At 44.8% G+C, this 15,704-nt stretch carries 14 protein-coding genes; 10 read left to right on the top strand and 4 right to left on the bottom strand.

What is annotated here, in order from left to right; all coding sequences use genetic code 11:
• Positions 1-212 precede the first annotated feature (212 nt).
• Both ASD24_RS18180 and ASD24_RS18175 read left to right on the top strand, forming a co-directional pair.
• Positions 213-1,142: an aldo/keto reductase gene (locus ASD24_RS18180; protein ID WP_056698538.1), complete on the top strand. Its 930-nt coding sequence runs from the start codon at positions 213-215 to the stop codon at positions 1,140-1,142.
• Between the two features lie 33 nt (positions 1,143-1,175).
• Entirely contained in the window at positions 1,176-2,189 is a 1,014-nt protein-coding gene (locus ASD24_RS18175) for a zinc-binding alcohol dehydrogenase family protein (protein WP_056698535.1), read from the top strand.
• A gap of 131 nt (positions 2,190-2,320) precedes the next feature.
• On the opposite strand, the gene ASD24_RS18170 is transcribed toward ASD24_RS18175, so the two are convergent.
• The 4 genes from ASD24_RS18170 to ASD24_RS18155 all read right to left on the bottom strand — a co-directional run bounded on the left by ASD24_RS18170 (position 2,321) and on the right by ASD24_RS18155 (position 5,800).
• A complete protein-coding gene (locus ASD24_RS18170) occupies positions 2,321-3,226 on the bottom strand; it encodes a YitT family protein (protein WP_056698532.1) in 906 nt (301 codons plus the stop codon).
• A gap of 107 nt (positions 3,227-3,333) precedes the next feature.
• Positions 3,334-4,572 carry a cation:proton antiporter gene (locus tag ASD24_RS18165; RefSeq protein WP_056698529.1) on the bottom strand — a complete coding sequence of 413 codons (1,239 nt, stop codon included), beginning with the start codon at positions 4,570-4,572 and terminating at the stop codon, positions 3,334-3,336.
• A 4-nt stretch (positions 4,573-4,576) separates the two neighbouring features.
• Positions 4,577-5,071, bottom strand: a complete 495-nt coding sequence (locus ASD24_RS18160; protein WP_056698525.1) for a cation:proton antiporter regulatory subunit — start codon at positions 5,069-5,071, stop codon at positions 4,577-4,579.
• Between the two features lie 324 nt (positions 5,072-5,395).
• Positions 5,396-5,800 (bottom strand): hypothetical protein, encoded by a 405-nt coding sequence (locus ASD24_RS18155; RefSeq protein ID WP_056698523.1) that lies wholly within the window; start codon positions 5,798-5,800, stop codon positions 5,396-5,398.
• Between the two features lie 307 nt (positions 5,801-6,107).
• Here ASD24_RS18155 and ASD24_RS18150 point away from each other — a divergent pair, with 307 nt between their 5' ends.
• The 8 genes from ASD24_RS18150 to ASD24_RS18115 all read left to right on the top strand — a co-directional run bounded on the left by ASD24_RS18150 (position 6,108) and on the right by ASD24_RS18115 (position 15,584).
• The gene (locus tag ASD24_RS18150; protein ID WP_056698521.1) at positions 6,108-7,052 is read left to right on the top strand and encodes a putative sporulation protein YtxC; all 945 of its coding nucleotides are present in this window, start codon (positions 6,108-6,110) and stop codon (positions 7,050-7,052) included.
• 435 nt (positions 7,053-7,487) lie between these two features.
• A complete protein-coding gene (gene thrS, locus ASD24_RS18145) occupies positions 7,488-9,425 on the top strand; it encodes a threonine--tRNA ligase (protein ID WP_056698518.1) in 1,938 nt (645 codons plus the stop codon).
• Between the two features lie 368 nt (positions 9,426-9,793).
• Positions 9,794-10,336 (top strand): 3D domain-containing protein, encoded by a 543-nt coding sequence (locus tag ASD24_RS18140; RefSeq protein WP_082560488.1) that lies wholly within the window; start codon positions 9,794-9,796, stop codon positions 10,334-10,336.
• Positions 10,337-10,429: 93 nt separating this feature from the next.
• Positions 10,430-10,636, top strand: a complete 207-nt coding sequence (locus tag ASD24_RS18135) for a hypothetical protein (protein WP_235540651.1) — start codon at positions 10,430-10,432, stop codon at positions 10,634-10,636.
• Positions 10,637-10,844: 208 nt separating this feature from the next.
• Positions 10,845-11,888: a cell wall-active antibiotics response protein LiaF gene (liaF, locus tag ASD24_RS18130; protein ID WP_056698515.1), complete on the top strand. Its 1,044-nt coding sequence runs from the start codon at positions 10,845-10,847 to the stop codon at positions 11,886-11,888.
• A 3-nt stretch (positions 11,889-11,891) separates the two neighbouring features.
• Positions 11,892-12,929 carry a sensor histidine kinase gene (locus ASD24_RS18125; RefSeq protein WP_056698511.1) on the top strand — a complete coding sequence of 346 codons (1,038 nt, stop codon included), beginning with the start codon at positions 11,892-11,894 and terminating at the stop codon, positions 12,927-12,929.
• Positions 12,926-13,588 (top strand): response regulator, encoded by a 663-nt coding sequence (locus tag ASD24_RS18120; RefSeq protein WP_056698505.1) that lies wholly within the window; start codon positions 12,926-12,928, stop codon positions 13,586-13,588. The genes ASD24_RS18125 and ASD24_RS18120 overlap by 4 nt, the downstream gene beginning before the upstream one ends.
• 331 nt (positions 13,589-13,919) lie before the next feature.
• A complete protein-coding gene (locus tag ASD24_RS18115) occupies positions 13,920-15,584 on the top strand; it encodes a S1C family serine protease (RefSeq protein ID WP_056698502.1) in 1,665 nt (554 codons plus the stop codon).
• Positions 15,585-15,704: the final 120 nt, after the last annotated feature.

Here is a 15,704-nt window from a genome sequence, read left to right as displayed (position 1 = left end):
ATGTTCCTTCATGTAGAAGGACTTCGCGGCTATTTGTATTATCGACTAATATTTTCTATTTAGAGAAATGGAGAGCCTAATCAGATCATGAAACAGTATATAATCCACATATGAAGGTATTTTATATTCTTATTGAACTGGTACAATGAAAAAGCAATGAATTTTACATGACCTCAGATGTTCTCAAATGATATAGGGAAAGGGGTAGGATGATGAAGCAAAGAATACTTGGAAGGACAGGACTAAACGTCCCCGTACTAAGCTTCGGTGCATCTTCATTGGGTTCGGTATTTCGTAATATTGATCCTAACGAAGGTATTCGTACTGTACATGCTGCACTAGATGCAGGCATGAACTACATTGATGTGTCTCCTTATTATGGATTAACGAAAGCCGAGACCGTGTTAGGTCATGCGATTCGTACTGTGCCACGTCAATCCTATACGTTATCAACGAAGGTGGGGCGGTATGGTGAGCATAAGTTTGATTTTTCACGTAAGCGCATTCAGGAAAGTGTGCAGCAGAGCTTAACAAGGCTTCACACAGACTATATTGATATGTTGTTTCTTCATGATATTGAGTTTGTACCGGCTGATATCATAATTGAAGAAGCCTTTCCAACCTTGTTAGACCTCAAAGAGCAAGGAGTCATTCGATTCGCGGGCATATGTGGACTGCCATTAACCTTGTTCGAGAAAGTATTGCCACAGATCGAAGCTGATGCGATCATCTCGTATTGTCATTACACCTTAAATGATACATCGTTATTATCTCTGCTGCCGCTATTGGAAAAAAACAATGTTGGTCTTGTGAATGCTTCGCCACTCGCCATGGGTTTGTTAAGTACTAGAGGTGCGCCGGCTTGGCATCCTGCGACTGAACGAGTGAAGCAGGTTTGCCTGGAGGCTGCGCAATTCTGTGCCGAGCAAGGCAGTAACATCGCGAAGGTTGCTGTGCAGTATGCAACCGCCAATGAGCAGATCCCAACCACTTTGGTGAGTAGTGCGAGTGTTGAGAATATCCGCAATAATGCTGACTGGCTAGATGAGGAGTTAGATCAGGAATTGCTCTCAGCAGTGCTCCGTATACTTGCACCAATTCATAATGAGACCTGGCCAAGTGGTCTTTCAGAATATCATTAAAATCATGTAGGAAGCATCTAAGGGGGAGTAGAGATGAGAGCTGTCGTATGTGAAGAAGTTGAACATCTAACCTTACAGGACATACCTGAGCCTGAAAGAACCGAGCATGAGGCGATCGTTTCGATTAAACGCATTGGTATCTGTGGTACAGACCTTCATGCGTATAAGGGGAATCAGCCATTTTTTACATATCCTCGTGTGTTAGGACATGAGTTAGCAGGTGACATAGAGGATATCGGGCAGAATGAAGCAGGTTTACAAATCGGGGATACGGTTAGCATTATTCCATATTTGCACTGTGGACGATGTATCGCGTGTCGTTCAGGTAAAACCAATTGCTGTGTCTCCATGCAGGTGATGGGTGTACATGTAGATGGCGGCATGCGAGAAAGAATAGCGGTACCTGTATCTCATCTATTGCGAGCGGAAGGGCTGACGTTGGATGAAGCTGCGATGGTGGAACCCCTGAGTATTGGAGCTCATGCCGTAAGAAGAGCTAGAATACAACCTGGAGAACAGGTTATTGTCATCGGTGCAGGACCGATTGGTCTTGGGGTAATGGCATTCGCCAAACAAGCGGGAGCTAGAGTTATTGCCGTGGATCGAAATCAGGAACGATTGGAACTTAGCCGCTCTTTGGCAGGGGCAGACATCTTGGTACAAGCAACAGGACAGGCAGTGGAACAAGTCAGGGAAGTTACGGAAGGAGATTACGCTACCGCGGTCTTCGATGCAACAGGTAACGTCAATTCGATGAATGAAGCCATTCGTTATGTTGCTCATGGTGGGCAGCTAATATATGTAGGTTTGGTCAAAGCGGATATTACCTTCCATGACCCGGAGTTTCATAAACGGGAGATGAGTATACTGGGAAGTCGGAACGCGACGCGAGAGGACTTTGAACAGGTCATGCAAGTTTTGCAAGCGAAAAGACTGAATCTGGATGCCTACATTACGCATCGGACGTCTTTTGATCAGTTACCTTCGGCTATCGAGCAGTGGCTACTTCCAGAGTCTAAGGTCGTTAAAGCGATCGTTGACTTATAAAGGTCAATCAGGCTCTAACAACATAAACACCAAAAACTCTCTCAGATCCTCAGGATAACAAGTATCTAGAAGGTAGAGAGAGTCTTTGGTGTATTTCGCTATATCGTATTGACCGTGTATAGAAGTCAATATCACTTCTCTGGATTCGTGACAAGACCCGCATGTGGATCAATATGTCGCACGATTGATTTGAGCCAGATCATTTCAAGAAAGTGAACCTCGTAATAGAGTGCGCCTGGAAAATGTTGAACCCAGCCATCGCTTGCAACGGATTGAAGAGAATGACTTGATGGGTTAGGTGTTACAGGTTCTCGGCGTAATCGTTTCCGCAAAGCCTGCGTGACTTGATCCCTCTGCGCGGTTAAGATATACACCTTGCGTTTCGCGGAGAATCCGCGAAAAGCGACATACACCATTTCATAAGCAATTAGATATGCAATGACAGAGTACATGGCCTGATCCCAACCAAATACAACACCTGCAGCCGTTAGAATCAGCAAGTTAAACAGCATGATTATTTTTTCGATAAGCATCCGTTTCCCGCTAAATAAACGCTCGGGTGGTCGAGAAGACGGATCACCGATTTCCAGCGTATCCAGTGTCCCGCCATAACGCACCACTAGTCCAATTCCTATTCCCAGACATAACCCGCCGAACATCGCTGCGGCAAGTGGATGTTCTACTAGTGGTGGCATGGGATGAAGCACGATGGCACCGATCGAAAAGACAACCAGACCCAACACAGTAACGAGTACAAACTTTTTCTGCACGATCTTGTAGGAAATAAATATAAATGGAACGTTGAATAAGAAGAGGAATAATCCAATTCTCATCTCAGTCCAATGGGCGAATAACGATGAAATGCCCGTAATGCCTCCAATAATAATTTTATTGGGGTGAAGGAACAATTCAAGTCCCACGGAGGCCAGAATACCACCTGCTATCACAAGTAAAAGGTTTAACAGGCGACGACTTGATGAGATTCTGGTCTTAGCGGTGTGTGGCGCCGGATTAGCCGATATCAGAGGTGCTTTCATACGTCATCCTCCTTTGTGCGGTTCCGAGCCCTTCTCCCTGGGTTAATCACAGAAAGATCGGCGTAGAGCCGCGAGTTGCTATATAATGTCTATTCCACATAGACATGTCATCCTTCTTTTTGCAAAACCTTAGGTTCTTCTTTTTTCTTACGTGTGTCCTTGAACTTAAATATTTTATCCAAAATTCTAAACACATGTTTGGACTCTTTGGTCAACAATGGTCCAAGGATTGCCAGAATGAGTACATACAACGCAGCAAACGGTTGAATCATTGCCATCAGTCCCCCGGCTTTCCCCATGTTGGCCAAGATAATGGAAAATTCACCACGTGACACAATGGTTAATCCAATATTAGCCGATGCTTTTGGAGATAAGCCTGCGCTACGTCCAGCCAGCATGCCTGCAAGGAAATTACCAAACAATGTAAGAGCTACTGCAATCAGAGCTAGCCACACGGCATCGCCACCCAGAGACAACGGATCAATGGAGAGCCCGAAGCTGAAGAAGAAAATGGCCCCAAAGAAGTCACGGAACGGCAGAATCAAGTGCTCAATGCGTTTAGCGTGTTCCGTTTCAGCAAGAACGAGTCCGACTAACAAGGCTCCAATAGCTTCAGCGACATGGATCGTTTCGGAAAATCCAGCTACAAGGAACAATGCTCCAAATACGACTAGGGAGAAGAGTTCGTTGGAGCGGATTTTGAGCACCTTGTTAAGCAGTGGTGTTGCTTTGCGTCCAAGAATAATCACAATTAACATGAACCCAAGGGCAATAAGCGCGGACATAATGACGCCTCCGACGGAGGAAGAATCACTGAGTACCAATCCGGACAAGATCGAGATGTATACAGCGAGAAACACATCTTCAAACATGATGATTCCGAGTATCATTTCAGTCTCTGGATTAGCTGTACGTTTCAGATCGACGAGTACCTTGGCTACAATGGCACTTGATGAAATGGTGGTGATACCCGCAATAACCAATGCTTCTGCAACTGGGAAACCGGAAACAAAACCGAATATTAATCCCAGCGTAAAGTTAATACCGATGTAGATCGAGCCACCTACTGCAATAGAGCGACCCGATTTCACCAACCGTCCTACCGAAAATTCAAGTCCGAGATAGAAGAGTAGGAATAGAATACCGATCCGACCCATGAAGTCGATAAAAGGCTGACTCTCGATGAATCGGAAGTCTAGATGCCAGATTTTCATAGCATGTGGACCAACAGCCATACCGATTAAAATATAAAAAGGAACAACGGAAAAACGTAGTTTAGCAGATAGGAGTCCGGCTGCTGCAATGAGCACCAGCGCCAGACCCACTTCGAATATCAAATGGTCCATTCACTCACCCCCTCCCGCTCAGGAGGAGGGATTTGAACAGTTTCTGCTGGTTACGTTCGCCGACAGCGACAACCGTCGATTCTGCAGTGATCACGACCTCCGGACCGGGGCTAATATGTTTTTTGTGGTTTTTCTCAACAACGGCAATAACCGTTGCTCCAGAGTTTTGACGTACATCTAGTTCACCGATGGATTTACCGATACATCCGTAGGAAGCCTCAATTTTGTACCATTCAATGATCAGGTCATCAAAAGTAACTTCAATATTCTCAAGCTGTTTTGGCTTATAGGTCAAGCCGCCGACAATAGCAGCTATCTGTCTTGCTTCATAATCATCCAGTGTAATCATGGAGATGCTTTGGTCTGGATCATCATACTCAAAGTGATACATTTCACGACGTCCATCATCGTGAATAATAATTACAATTTTATCGCCACTACTCGTTTCAATCTGAAATTTCTTACCGATACCTGGTAGATCCGTTTCGCGTACATCCATGGATAGTTGCCTCCTTAAAATGAGGGCTGGCCACAGAAGAAAGGCTTATTTCCCGTAAATAGAATGATCTAATGATTGGGAAGAAACATTAAATATGCGGGTAAACAGAGCCAGGAACTCCTGACACACAGCCGTAATGTTTTGAATTCAATTCAGAAATATGGGTATGACAAAAGAATGCTACAAAGATTGGCATACAAGCCAATAGGGTAATATTATCTAACTTAGCTAAAAGGGTAATGAGTTATGCACAAGTATTCCGTCTTTTCATAAATGAACGAAGAGGAGCCTCTATGCAAAGCAACCTTAAATACGCTGCAACGACTAGCGAAGAGTGTACACGTATTTTGGTGCTATAGGAGTGGGGGAAACATACATACTGGTGTATTTAATAGGTAGCAGAATTAATCTGCGCTTAAACAGACAAATCAACGGTTTAAAGGGCAGACGTGGTGTTGGAATCCGCAGAATCAATAGTAATGCAAGCACAAGAAAGACAGGTTTCTTATGCATTACCGCAAGGAGTTTAGCCATCACTTGTGGGTATCTACGGATGACGGGCTTCTGTTGAGACTCTGGAATCTGAACCATTATTTCCTTGTTAGAGTTCGAATCAACAGATACACCGACAGCGGATTCTGTCTGCATCGGAATAGGGAAACACAGGGCTTGGAATACGCACAAAATGATAATCAAAACGCTGCGAAGAATTCTTGGTTGTGTTCTCATTCTGGCTTCCCCCCTTTTCCGTGAAACATACTGTTATAAAAATAATAACACATTTTTGGCTGATCTCCAAACCACTTTCGAAAATACAATGCAATTTTTTGTGAATAAAGACCCCATATGATCAGCAACATGTAGTATAAAACTAGGAAAAAAGCCGCTAGATCTTGTACTTTAGAACGATTAAGAGTGAATGTGGCAAAATGCTGAAATATACTGAGAAATCATGACATGCTTTCCATCAATCCGCTTCGTATATCCCCATACACCTTGCCATATACTTTGAACAGGACGGAAAGGAGTGATTCTTGTGGAACTGTTTACCGTGTGGACAGATGTATCCGGGCAAGAGGAAGCGGATCAATTTCATCACTGTATCAAGGAAAAAACCAAAGGTTTACATATAAGTAAAAGAGGCTTCAGGCTCACCTTCAAACATAATGATGGAAGGGCAGTCTGGGTATGCAGAGGCAATGAGAATCACAATGACTTCCAGCAATGGCTACCACAAATTAGTGAATTATTTGCTAATGGCTTGGCTGATTTTATTATGCTTACCCGCGAACGACATATGGTGGAAGACATGATCTCCAAAGCATGCTCCGTCATGGATGAGCACGAAGTAGAGAAGGTAAATCGAATTTGTATGCCGCTTTTGATCAATGGTGATCTGGATCAGCCAGGGCTCCGTGATCGTCGACGCTCAACACTCGCAAGTGGATTGAAGAGGGATTTGGAAGATGTTCATTTTTTTCATCTAGATGGCATTGTGAACTTTCGAATGAAGCAATACAAACAAGAGCTACATGAGCTGGTGGAGTATGCTCTAGATGAGTTTTGGATGGATCGACAATACGAAGAATTTATGGGATTGCTTAAATATTTTGTTTTCTTTCAGGAAGCGAAAGTGCCTCTAATTCATCTCGTTCATAAAGGAAAGCATGAATTCCAAGTATATGATGCTGCGCTTAATCTGTTGCCTGTGCAAAAAGATGAGCAGGTTGTGGTGGAGATGCCTGGACTGGAACTGGAGATGGATATAGAAGATATGATCGTGAGTACGCTTATATCGATCTCGCCTGAGAAAGTGATGTTGCATACCAGCACAGTGGATATGCCCATTATTACTACCATTCGTCAGATCTTTGAGGACAAGGTGCAGTTATGCCATCATTGCCCGGAATGCGAGGTACTGCGTGCGGGTTTATTGACTGGTCTTGACGCAAGCGATCTCGGCAATTATAATAACTGTTGATCCACGAATTATGGGTCGAGTTACTTATAATGACTAATGAACTAAAAGCGTTGACAAAGATATGAGCCACTCGAATGGTCGGTGCAGAGAGAGGGAACTTTGGCTGAAATTTCCTCCAGATTCCACGTTTGGTTTACCCCTTTGTAGTTGCGGTTTTGAAAGCGGAATGTAGAGAGCCAATGGAACGATCAAATGGAACTTAGCCGTGAGTAAGGATCTGCCGGGTCATGCCCGTTATCGTCATGCCAATGAGGGCTGTATATCCAGATCGGATAGGTCAGCTGAATTAGGGTGGAACCACGAGTATATATTACACTCGTCCCTTTACCGGGACGGGTGTTTTTTGCGTTTTTTGCCTTCGTGCGAAAGATCGCAATAGATATTCAGTCCATTATTGAATGGACAAAGGTTACATTTACAGGAGGAATGAGACAAATGGCAGTTAACATTAAACTCCCTGATGGTTCCGTACGTGAGTACGCTGAGGGAAGCACGATTGAAGATGTAGCGGCTTCGATTAGTAGTGGCCTGCGCAAAAATGCTGTAGCAGGTAAATTGGATGGCATCGTGGTGGACTTGTCCACAACGCTTCATGAAGGTGCGCTGGTAGAGATCGTAACGTTGGATTCTCCGGAAGGTCTGGAAGTGATGCGTCATAGTACAGCTCACTTGATGGCCCAAGCAGTGAAGCGTCTATACGGTAACAAAGAGGTTCATCTGGGTGTAGGTCCTGTTATTGAAGATGGCTTCTATTATGATATGGATCTGGAACAACCACTCAATCCTGAAGATTTGCAGAAGATTGAGAAGGAAATGGAACGGATCGTTAATGAGAATTTGCCGATTGTTCGTAAGGAAGTTAGCCGCGCTGATGCAATCAAAACGTTTGAAGAAGTGGGCGATCCTTACAAACTTGAATTGATTCGTGCTCTACCAGAAGATAGCGTGATTACGATCTACGAGCAAGGTGAATTTTTCGACTTGTGCCGTGGACCACACGTACCATCCACAAGCAAAATTAAAGTGTTTAAGCTGATGAACGTTGCTGGTGCATACTGGCGCGGAGACAGCAAAAACAAAATGTTGCAACGGATCTACGGTACTGCGTTTGTGAAAAAAGCACAGTTGGATGAACATCTGCACTTGCTTGAAGAAGCTCGCAAACGTGACCACCGCAAGTTGGGTAAAGAGCTGGAAATGTTCACATTCTCTCAATTGGTGGGACAAGGTCTGCCAATCTGGTTGCCTAACGGTGCCAAATTGCGTCGTACATTGGAACGTTATATTGTAGATTTGGAAGAAAGTCTGGGATACCAGCATGTATACACACCTGTTCTTGGTAATGTGGAGTTGTATAAAACGTCTGGTCACTGGGAGCACTACCAAGAGGATATGTTCCCGAAAATGGTTATGGACAATGAGGAACTGGTTCTTCGTCCAATGAACTGTCCTCACCATATGATGGTGTACAAGTCTAGTATGCATAGCTACCGTGATCTTCCGATCCGGATTGCTGAGCTTGGCATGATGCACCGTTATGAAATGTCAGGAGCACTTACAGGGCTTCACCGTGTACGTGCGATGACATTGAATGACTCTCACATCTTTGCACGTCCAGACCAAATTAAAGAAGAGTTCGCTCGTGTAATCGAGTTGATTCAAACCGTTTATAAAGACTTTGGTATTCATGAATACCGCTTCCGTTTGTCATATCGTGATCCACAAGATACAGAGAAGTACTTCCAAAATGATGAAATGTGGGAAATGTCCCAACGCATGCTGCGTGAAGTTGTGGAAGAACTAGATCTGCCATTCTATGAGGCTGAAGGCGAAGCAGCATTCTATGGTCCGAAGCTGGATGTTCAGATCAAAACGGCACTGGGCAAAGAAGAAACGCTCTCTACCGTACAACTGGACTTCCTGTTGCCAGAGCGCTTTGAGCTTGAATATGTTGGAGATGACGGACAGAAGCATCGTCCAGTCGTTATTCACCGCGGCGTAATTAGCACAATGGAGCGCTTCACAGCGTTCTTGCTCGAGAACTTTGCTGGAGCATTCCCGCTGTGGCTCTCTCCAGTACAAGCAAAAGTAATTCCGGTATCGGGAAACTTCGAAGATTATGCGCGTGAGGTTGAAGAGAAGTTGAAACGTGCGGGGATCTCGGCAGAAGCAGACTTGCGGAATGAGAAGTTAGGATACAAAATCCGTGAAGCTCAGCTTGAGAAACTTCCTTACATGTTTGTCGTTGGGGAAAATGAGCGTAATGCGGGTAGTGTCTCTGTGCGTAAGCGTGGAGAAGGCGATCTCGGCATGAAGCCACTCGACGAAATTATAGCTCAGCTTAAGGAAGAAATTACGACACGTCTCGTGTAAGGTTCTAAAAAATATGGTTATCACCGTCTGGTACAGTGGATTCGTCTGCTGTACCAGACTTTTTTTATTTTGCCAGATACCTGTATAACGTGTTTGCTTTTTGGAAAACCTTTGCAGTGAGGGGAGGTTTTATAATGAAAAAGCAATTTATATTACAACAGTGCAGGTTAAGATTACTGATCTCATGGTGTGTGATAGCCGCCGGATTAGTCTTAGGTATAAATCAGGCAGAGGCGTATACATTCGAAGAGGAAAATGAAGTGAGGCATGTTGAAAATCGTTACAGCAGCAGTCCAAACGTGGTACATGTAGAAAAGCAAGAAATCAGGTTGCCTGAGAATTATAGTGATCAAGCTCAGCTAACTACAATGGTCTACATGGGTTTATTGTGGTCTCCGCAGCCAATTGTCATCCCTAAACCTGTGATGCCTGGCAAACAAGTTGTTCTGGACCCGTCCATGCCTGTTTTGGCTCCTCGTTCAGAGCAAGTGCTTGGCACACAAAAGGTAACGGCAACGGGTTATACCGCTGGAATTGAGTCGACGGGAAAAGGGCCTAAGCACCCCCAATATGGGATTACATATTCTGGTGTGAAGGTAAGGCGAGATAAGGAGACAGTCTCCACTATCGCTGCCGATCCCAAATTGTTTCCTTTAGGTTCTATCCTTTATATTCCTGGTTATGGCTATGGGATCGTGGCAGATACAGGGTCAGCCATTAAGGGCAACAAAATTGATCTTTATTTCCCTACAACAAAGCAGGTATACAAGGAGTGGGGTAAGAAGGATGTAGAAGTTCAGGTAATCAAGCAGGGCGGCGGAAAGTGTACGGAACAAATGTTGGACGAGCTGTCGCAAGCGATTGATGTGTATAAATCGGTACCTGATTCATGGCTTGATAAAGCGGTATGATTTTGGAAGTTCCAATCGATGAATAAGCGGGGGGCTCTCTTCACATAATACTCTCTGGGGACGAACCCCACGACTCAGCAATGAGACGTAAATATGAAGAGAGAGGTGATTGTTGTGGCTAAGAAATCCCAAGGTTACAAAACGCCAAACGAGAAGTACAATGCGGAGTTTGGTCAAGAGAACGTAGCGAGCAAAATTAAACAATCCGAGCAAAACAAAGTGAAGGACAATTTTCAAACACCTGATGAAAAATATAACGCTGAGTTCGGCGTAGAAAACACAGGCAAAACTCAAAAGTAAGCTGCACACAAACACCTTGGAGAATGTTCTCCAAGGTGTTTTATTATGTGTATATACTTCAAGTACATATGGGAAACAACATAAAAAAACCATAAATATCCTGTGGACTCGGTCTAGAGACTGAGATGACTTCCATCTGCCGCCGCTGTTATCAGAGCCTCGTCTGAGGTACACTGGATACAGAATACAGACGAAGGAGACATGAGCGATGAAACGATCTACGCGGGACCGCTGGTGGGTGGGCATACCCCTCATAGCTATTGGTGCAATGATCTTGTTCAGACAATTGGGATATGACATTGATATAGGATACATTTTTAGAACCTACTGGCCGTTGTTTTTAATCTGGTGGGGAGCCAAAGGAATCTCTGAAATCCGGCGCAATGGGGGCTACGCTTTCATCGGTCCTGTTATCGTATTGTTGATCGGGGGTTACTTTCTGGCACGCAACCTGGGATGGATCGACTATTCAATGGGAGAGTTTATCCGCTATTTGATTCCAGTGATGCTGATCGGCGGCGGATTGTTTGTATTGGTTGGGCCGCGGCGACGTGATCGAAAGCATCATGACAAAATGCAGTCACCTCCACCACCTGAACAGCCTTATCAGCCATTGTCACCAGAAGATCTAGAGATGCAGTCTACATTTGATGAACAATTTGAGAAAACATTTGGCAAACCAAAGCAAGAACAGAAGCATGATCCATATGGTTCTTACCATGCAGATCAAGAGCATTCAAACTCTTATGAGCATCAACAATATAAAAAGCACAGCACACATGGTTCAGCGAACAAAAAATATGGGAAATTCGATTCGAGTGATCCATATGGTCAGCACTCCAACGATTATGGGAACTACGACGGCTATGGCGATACGATTAATAAGTCTGCCTTCATTGGCGATCTGTACATGGGGCAAGAAGTATTTACGCTGAAGCCAATGAACATCTCCGCATTTATCGGGGACACGGTGATTGATTTGACAAAAGCACAGATCCCGTATGGGGAGACCAAGATTGTGATCTCGAACTTTATAGGGGATGTCAAAGTATTCGTGCCAGAGGATATGGATCTTGGTGTAACCGTGACAACCAATTCCTTCATTGGTGATATGTCATTGCTCAACCAGAAACGTGGTGGTTTCATGAGCAGCGCTCAGGCTGAAACTGCACATTATCGTGAAGCAGGCAAAAAGGTGCGGATCATTGTGAGCGTATTTATTGGTGATGTCAAAGTTAATAAGGTGGGTTAACACATGATTCGAACGATTCTCAAAGCGAATAAATGGGAACTGATGATGTATTTTGCGCTAACCGGTCTGATTACACTTGGCGGCTTCTACTTATTATATGGAGAAGTGCTCTCCGGTGAGAGCCGTCAACGTGCTTGGACCTATGTTGGTGTAGTTGTGTTAGCCACCATTGTTACTGGATATATTGCCGCTCTGCGGCTACAACGCAAAATTGATCTGTTGGATCTCAACATGCTGAAAGTATCTAAAGGTAATCTGACGGTTCGTATGCCTGAAGCAGACGATGCTTCGTTTGGTCGGGTATACCAAGAATTCAATGTGATGATGGATTCTATTGAGAAAAAAATGAGGTTGCTTCAGCGCCTCGGTGAGCAGGAAGTCATTGAGAAGGAACAGGCCTCAGAGCGAGCCGTTATCGAAGAGCGCAAACGAATGGCAAGAGACCTGCATGATACAGTAAGTCAGCAATTATTCGCGATGCATATGTCTGCTTCATCACTGCCGCGTCTGCTGGAGATAAATCCGGAACAAGGACGTAACGTGCTGGATCAACTCATTCAGATGTCCCATATTGCACAGCGGCAGATGCGAGGGCTTATTGCACAACTTCGACCAGTCGAGCTGGAGGGACGTGATCTATCTGCCGCACTGGATAGCTGGTTTCCTGATTATTGCAGGCAGAATGGCCTCAAGGGTGTGAAAGAGCTGGAACTGGATGGCGGAATTTCGGATGCCATTGAGCACCAGCTATTTCTTGTTATTCAGGAGGCTGTTGCGAATGTGGTGAAGCATGCCGAAGCAGGGCTTGTTAGTTTGTCGATCCGAGAAAGTGAACATCAGATCAGCATGAGCATTAGTGACGATGGGCAAGGTTTCTTGCAACAAGCCGACCGTCCGGGGTCTTATGGGTTATCCACGATGCGTGAGCGGGCAGAGAAGCTTGGAGGACAGGTGCAGATTATATCGAAGCCGGGAGCGGGAACAACGGTACGGGTGTTCATCCCGAAATTTCCGAATGAATCAGAGGGGGAGACCGAATGAGCGGAAAAGTGAAGGTAATGATTGTGGATGATCATGATATGGTTCGCATGGGGTTGAAGACGTATCTCATGCTGGAGCCGACATTTCATGTGATTGGAGAAGCGGGTAACGGGGAAGCGGCACTGCACCATTTGCGTAAGCTGGATGAGAGTGAGATGCCTGATCTAATCTTGATGGATCTGATGATGCCCGTAATGAATGGTGCAGAAGCAACGCAGGCCATCATGAAGGAATTCCCGGCTATGAAAATTGTAATGCTGACGAGTTTCCTCGAAGATGATCTGGTTGTACAGGCCATTGAAGCGGGTGCTGTGAGTTATGTGTTGAAGACTGTATCTGCCGAGGAATTGATCTATGCCCTGCAAGGTGCTTACCGTGGAATGCCAGTCATGACAGGAGATGTTTCACAGGCGTTAACCCGTGGAATCAGACAGCGTACCGCCCGGGAGAGTGAGTCCGGTCTCACTGAACGAGAAAAAGAAGTGTTGCTGCTCATTGCAGAAGGTAAGACCAATAAGGACATCGGCGAAGAATTACATATAAGTATCAAAACCGTCAAAACACATGTCAGTAACTTATTGATGAAATGTGAGATGGATGATCGAACACAACTGGCAATCTATGCTCATCGTCAAGGATGGGTGAAGACGAAGGATTAAAATGCTGGTCGGACGGGAAAAATGAGTTATAGAGGTTGTTCAAAAAGTCCGCTTTTGTTTACGAAGGATGCCTGATGGCATCATCAGCATCAGATATGGAATTCAACCGAAATGTCCGTTGCTCACGTAGCCCTCCTACGCTCCGCTACTCCATTTCTAGTTTCATCCTATCTTTTCGGTACTGAAAATCGTACTTTTCGAACATGAACATATTATGATAGGGTTTTATCTCCTTTTTAATTGTTTTTAAGGTACAGTTAAGGTTTAAAGTACAAAATAAGGACAGTTAAAGAATATCTCTTACGAAGAAGAGATTGGGAGGTAGAGAGGCATGGACGAACGTAATTATAGATCAAGCCGTCAAGACGAGGAAAATGAAACAAAGCAAACGGAGAACCGAAATTCTTCCGGAACGGACGATTCCTCATATTATTATTCTTATGGACCCTTTCAGTCCGTGAATCAGGAAGATACAGCAAGTCATCAAGGGGATACGAACCAGCGTGCAGAAGGTGACGTGCAGATTACAAGACCTGATCCTGTGAAGCCGGTACCTTCATATTACAGCCAAGGATCTTCCGAAGAGGCTAGTCGAGGTAAGGCAGGGAACGGTGGTGGAAATGGCGGTAACGACGGTAAAGGTGGGAATTGGAACTATAACAATCGTCGCCCACGCTCGTCCGTCAGATCCCTTATGTTCTCCTTCATTGCAGGGATGTTAGTTATTACTGTTCTAATGTACGTGGCGGACACAACGAACATGTTCACACCGCAAGCATCAATGACAAGTGCCCAAAGCGAGAGCGCAAGCAAAGAGTCTTCTACAAACACGGGTGGAGGCAACAATGTAACGGCCTCGTTGCTGCCTACAGGTAAAACGGATGTGTCATCCGTTGTGACGAACACTAGCCCGGCTGTAGTCAAGATTGAGACATTGGCGAAGCAATCAACTCGTAGTGGTGGCTACCAAGGCGGTTCTACGATGAGTGACCCACTATATCAATATTTCTTCGGTAATGGTGGAACCAATGGTAACCAAGACCAAAATCAGCAGCAACAACAGCAACAGCAAAGCAGCAATCAACTTGTCCCACTGGGCATTGGTTCTGGATTTATTTTTGACAAAGAAGGCTATATCCTGACGAACCAGCACGTAGTCCAAGGTGCAGATGTTATTCAGGTAACTTTAGAGAACAATAGTAAGCCTTATGAAGCTAAACTGCTGGGAAGTAGCTTCGATCTTGACCTAGCTGTACTGAAAATTGAGAAAAACAGTGGCGATGCTGATTTCCCTGTAGCTCCATTAGGTGATTCCAACAGCACACAGGTCGGTGAATGGCTTGTGGCGATTGGTAACCCTGAAGGATTCGAGCACACTGTTACTGCAGGTGTTCTGAGTGCGAAAGAACGTACGATTAGCATTCCAGACGAAGAAACAGGCAAAACACGTGAATACAGTCACTTGCTGCAAACAGATGCGTCTATCAACCCTGGTAACTCCGGTGGTCCATTGCTCAACCTTAATGGTGAAGTAATCGGTATGAACGTTGCCGTGAGTGCAGATGCGCAAGGTATTGGATTTGCTATTCCTTCGAGTGTAATTTCGGAAGCAGTGAAATACCTGAAAGAAAACAAAGAAGTTCCAAAAGAGCCAGTACCGTTCATCGGTGCATCTCTGATGGCACTCACACCTGAAGTTGCTAAACAAATGGGAACTGACATTACTGAAGGTTCTGTAGTAGCAAGCACGATCTATCAATCTCCGGCTTATCAAGCAGACCTGCGGGCATATGACATCATTACAGGTGCCAATGGTACGCCGTACAATACAAGCCAAGACTTGATCGATTTCATCAAGAAACAGGAAATTGGCAGTGAAGTAACGTTGAACGTCGTTCGTGACGGTAAGAAAATGGATATCAAGATTAAGATCGGCAACAAAAACGATTACGATACTTCACAAACTTCAAATGAGCAACAACAAACGCAACCTTAATCGTTGAAAGACGGATGTTGCAAAAAGCGGATAAGCGGAAGGGTTTGAGGGCCCTTTCGCTTTTTTTGCCTCAAGATGCAGATTGTGCTTCTGCCTGTTACAATAGGAATAAAATGTAGG

This window comes from Paenibacillus sp. Root52, assembly GCF_001426865.1.
GTDB lineage: Bacteria > Bacillota > Bacilli > Paenibacillales > Paenibacillaceae > Paenibacillus.
Note: the sequence above shows the minus strand (reverse complement) of the source record. Positions and strands in the feature narration are given on the sequence as shown.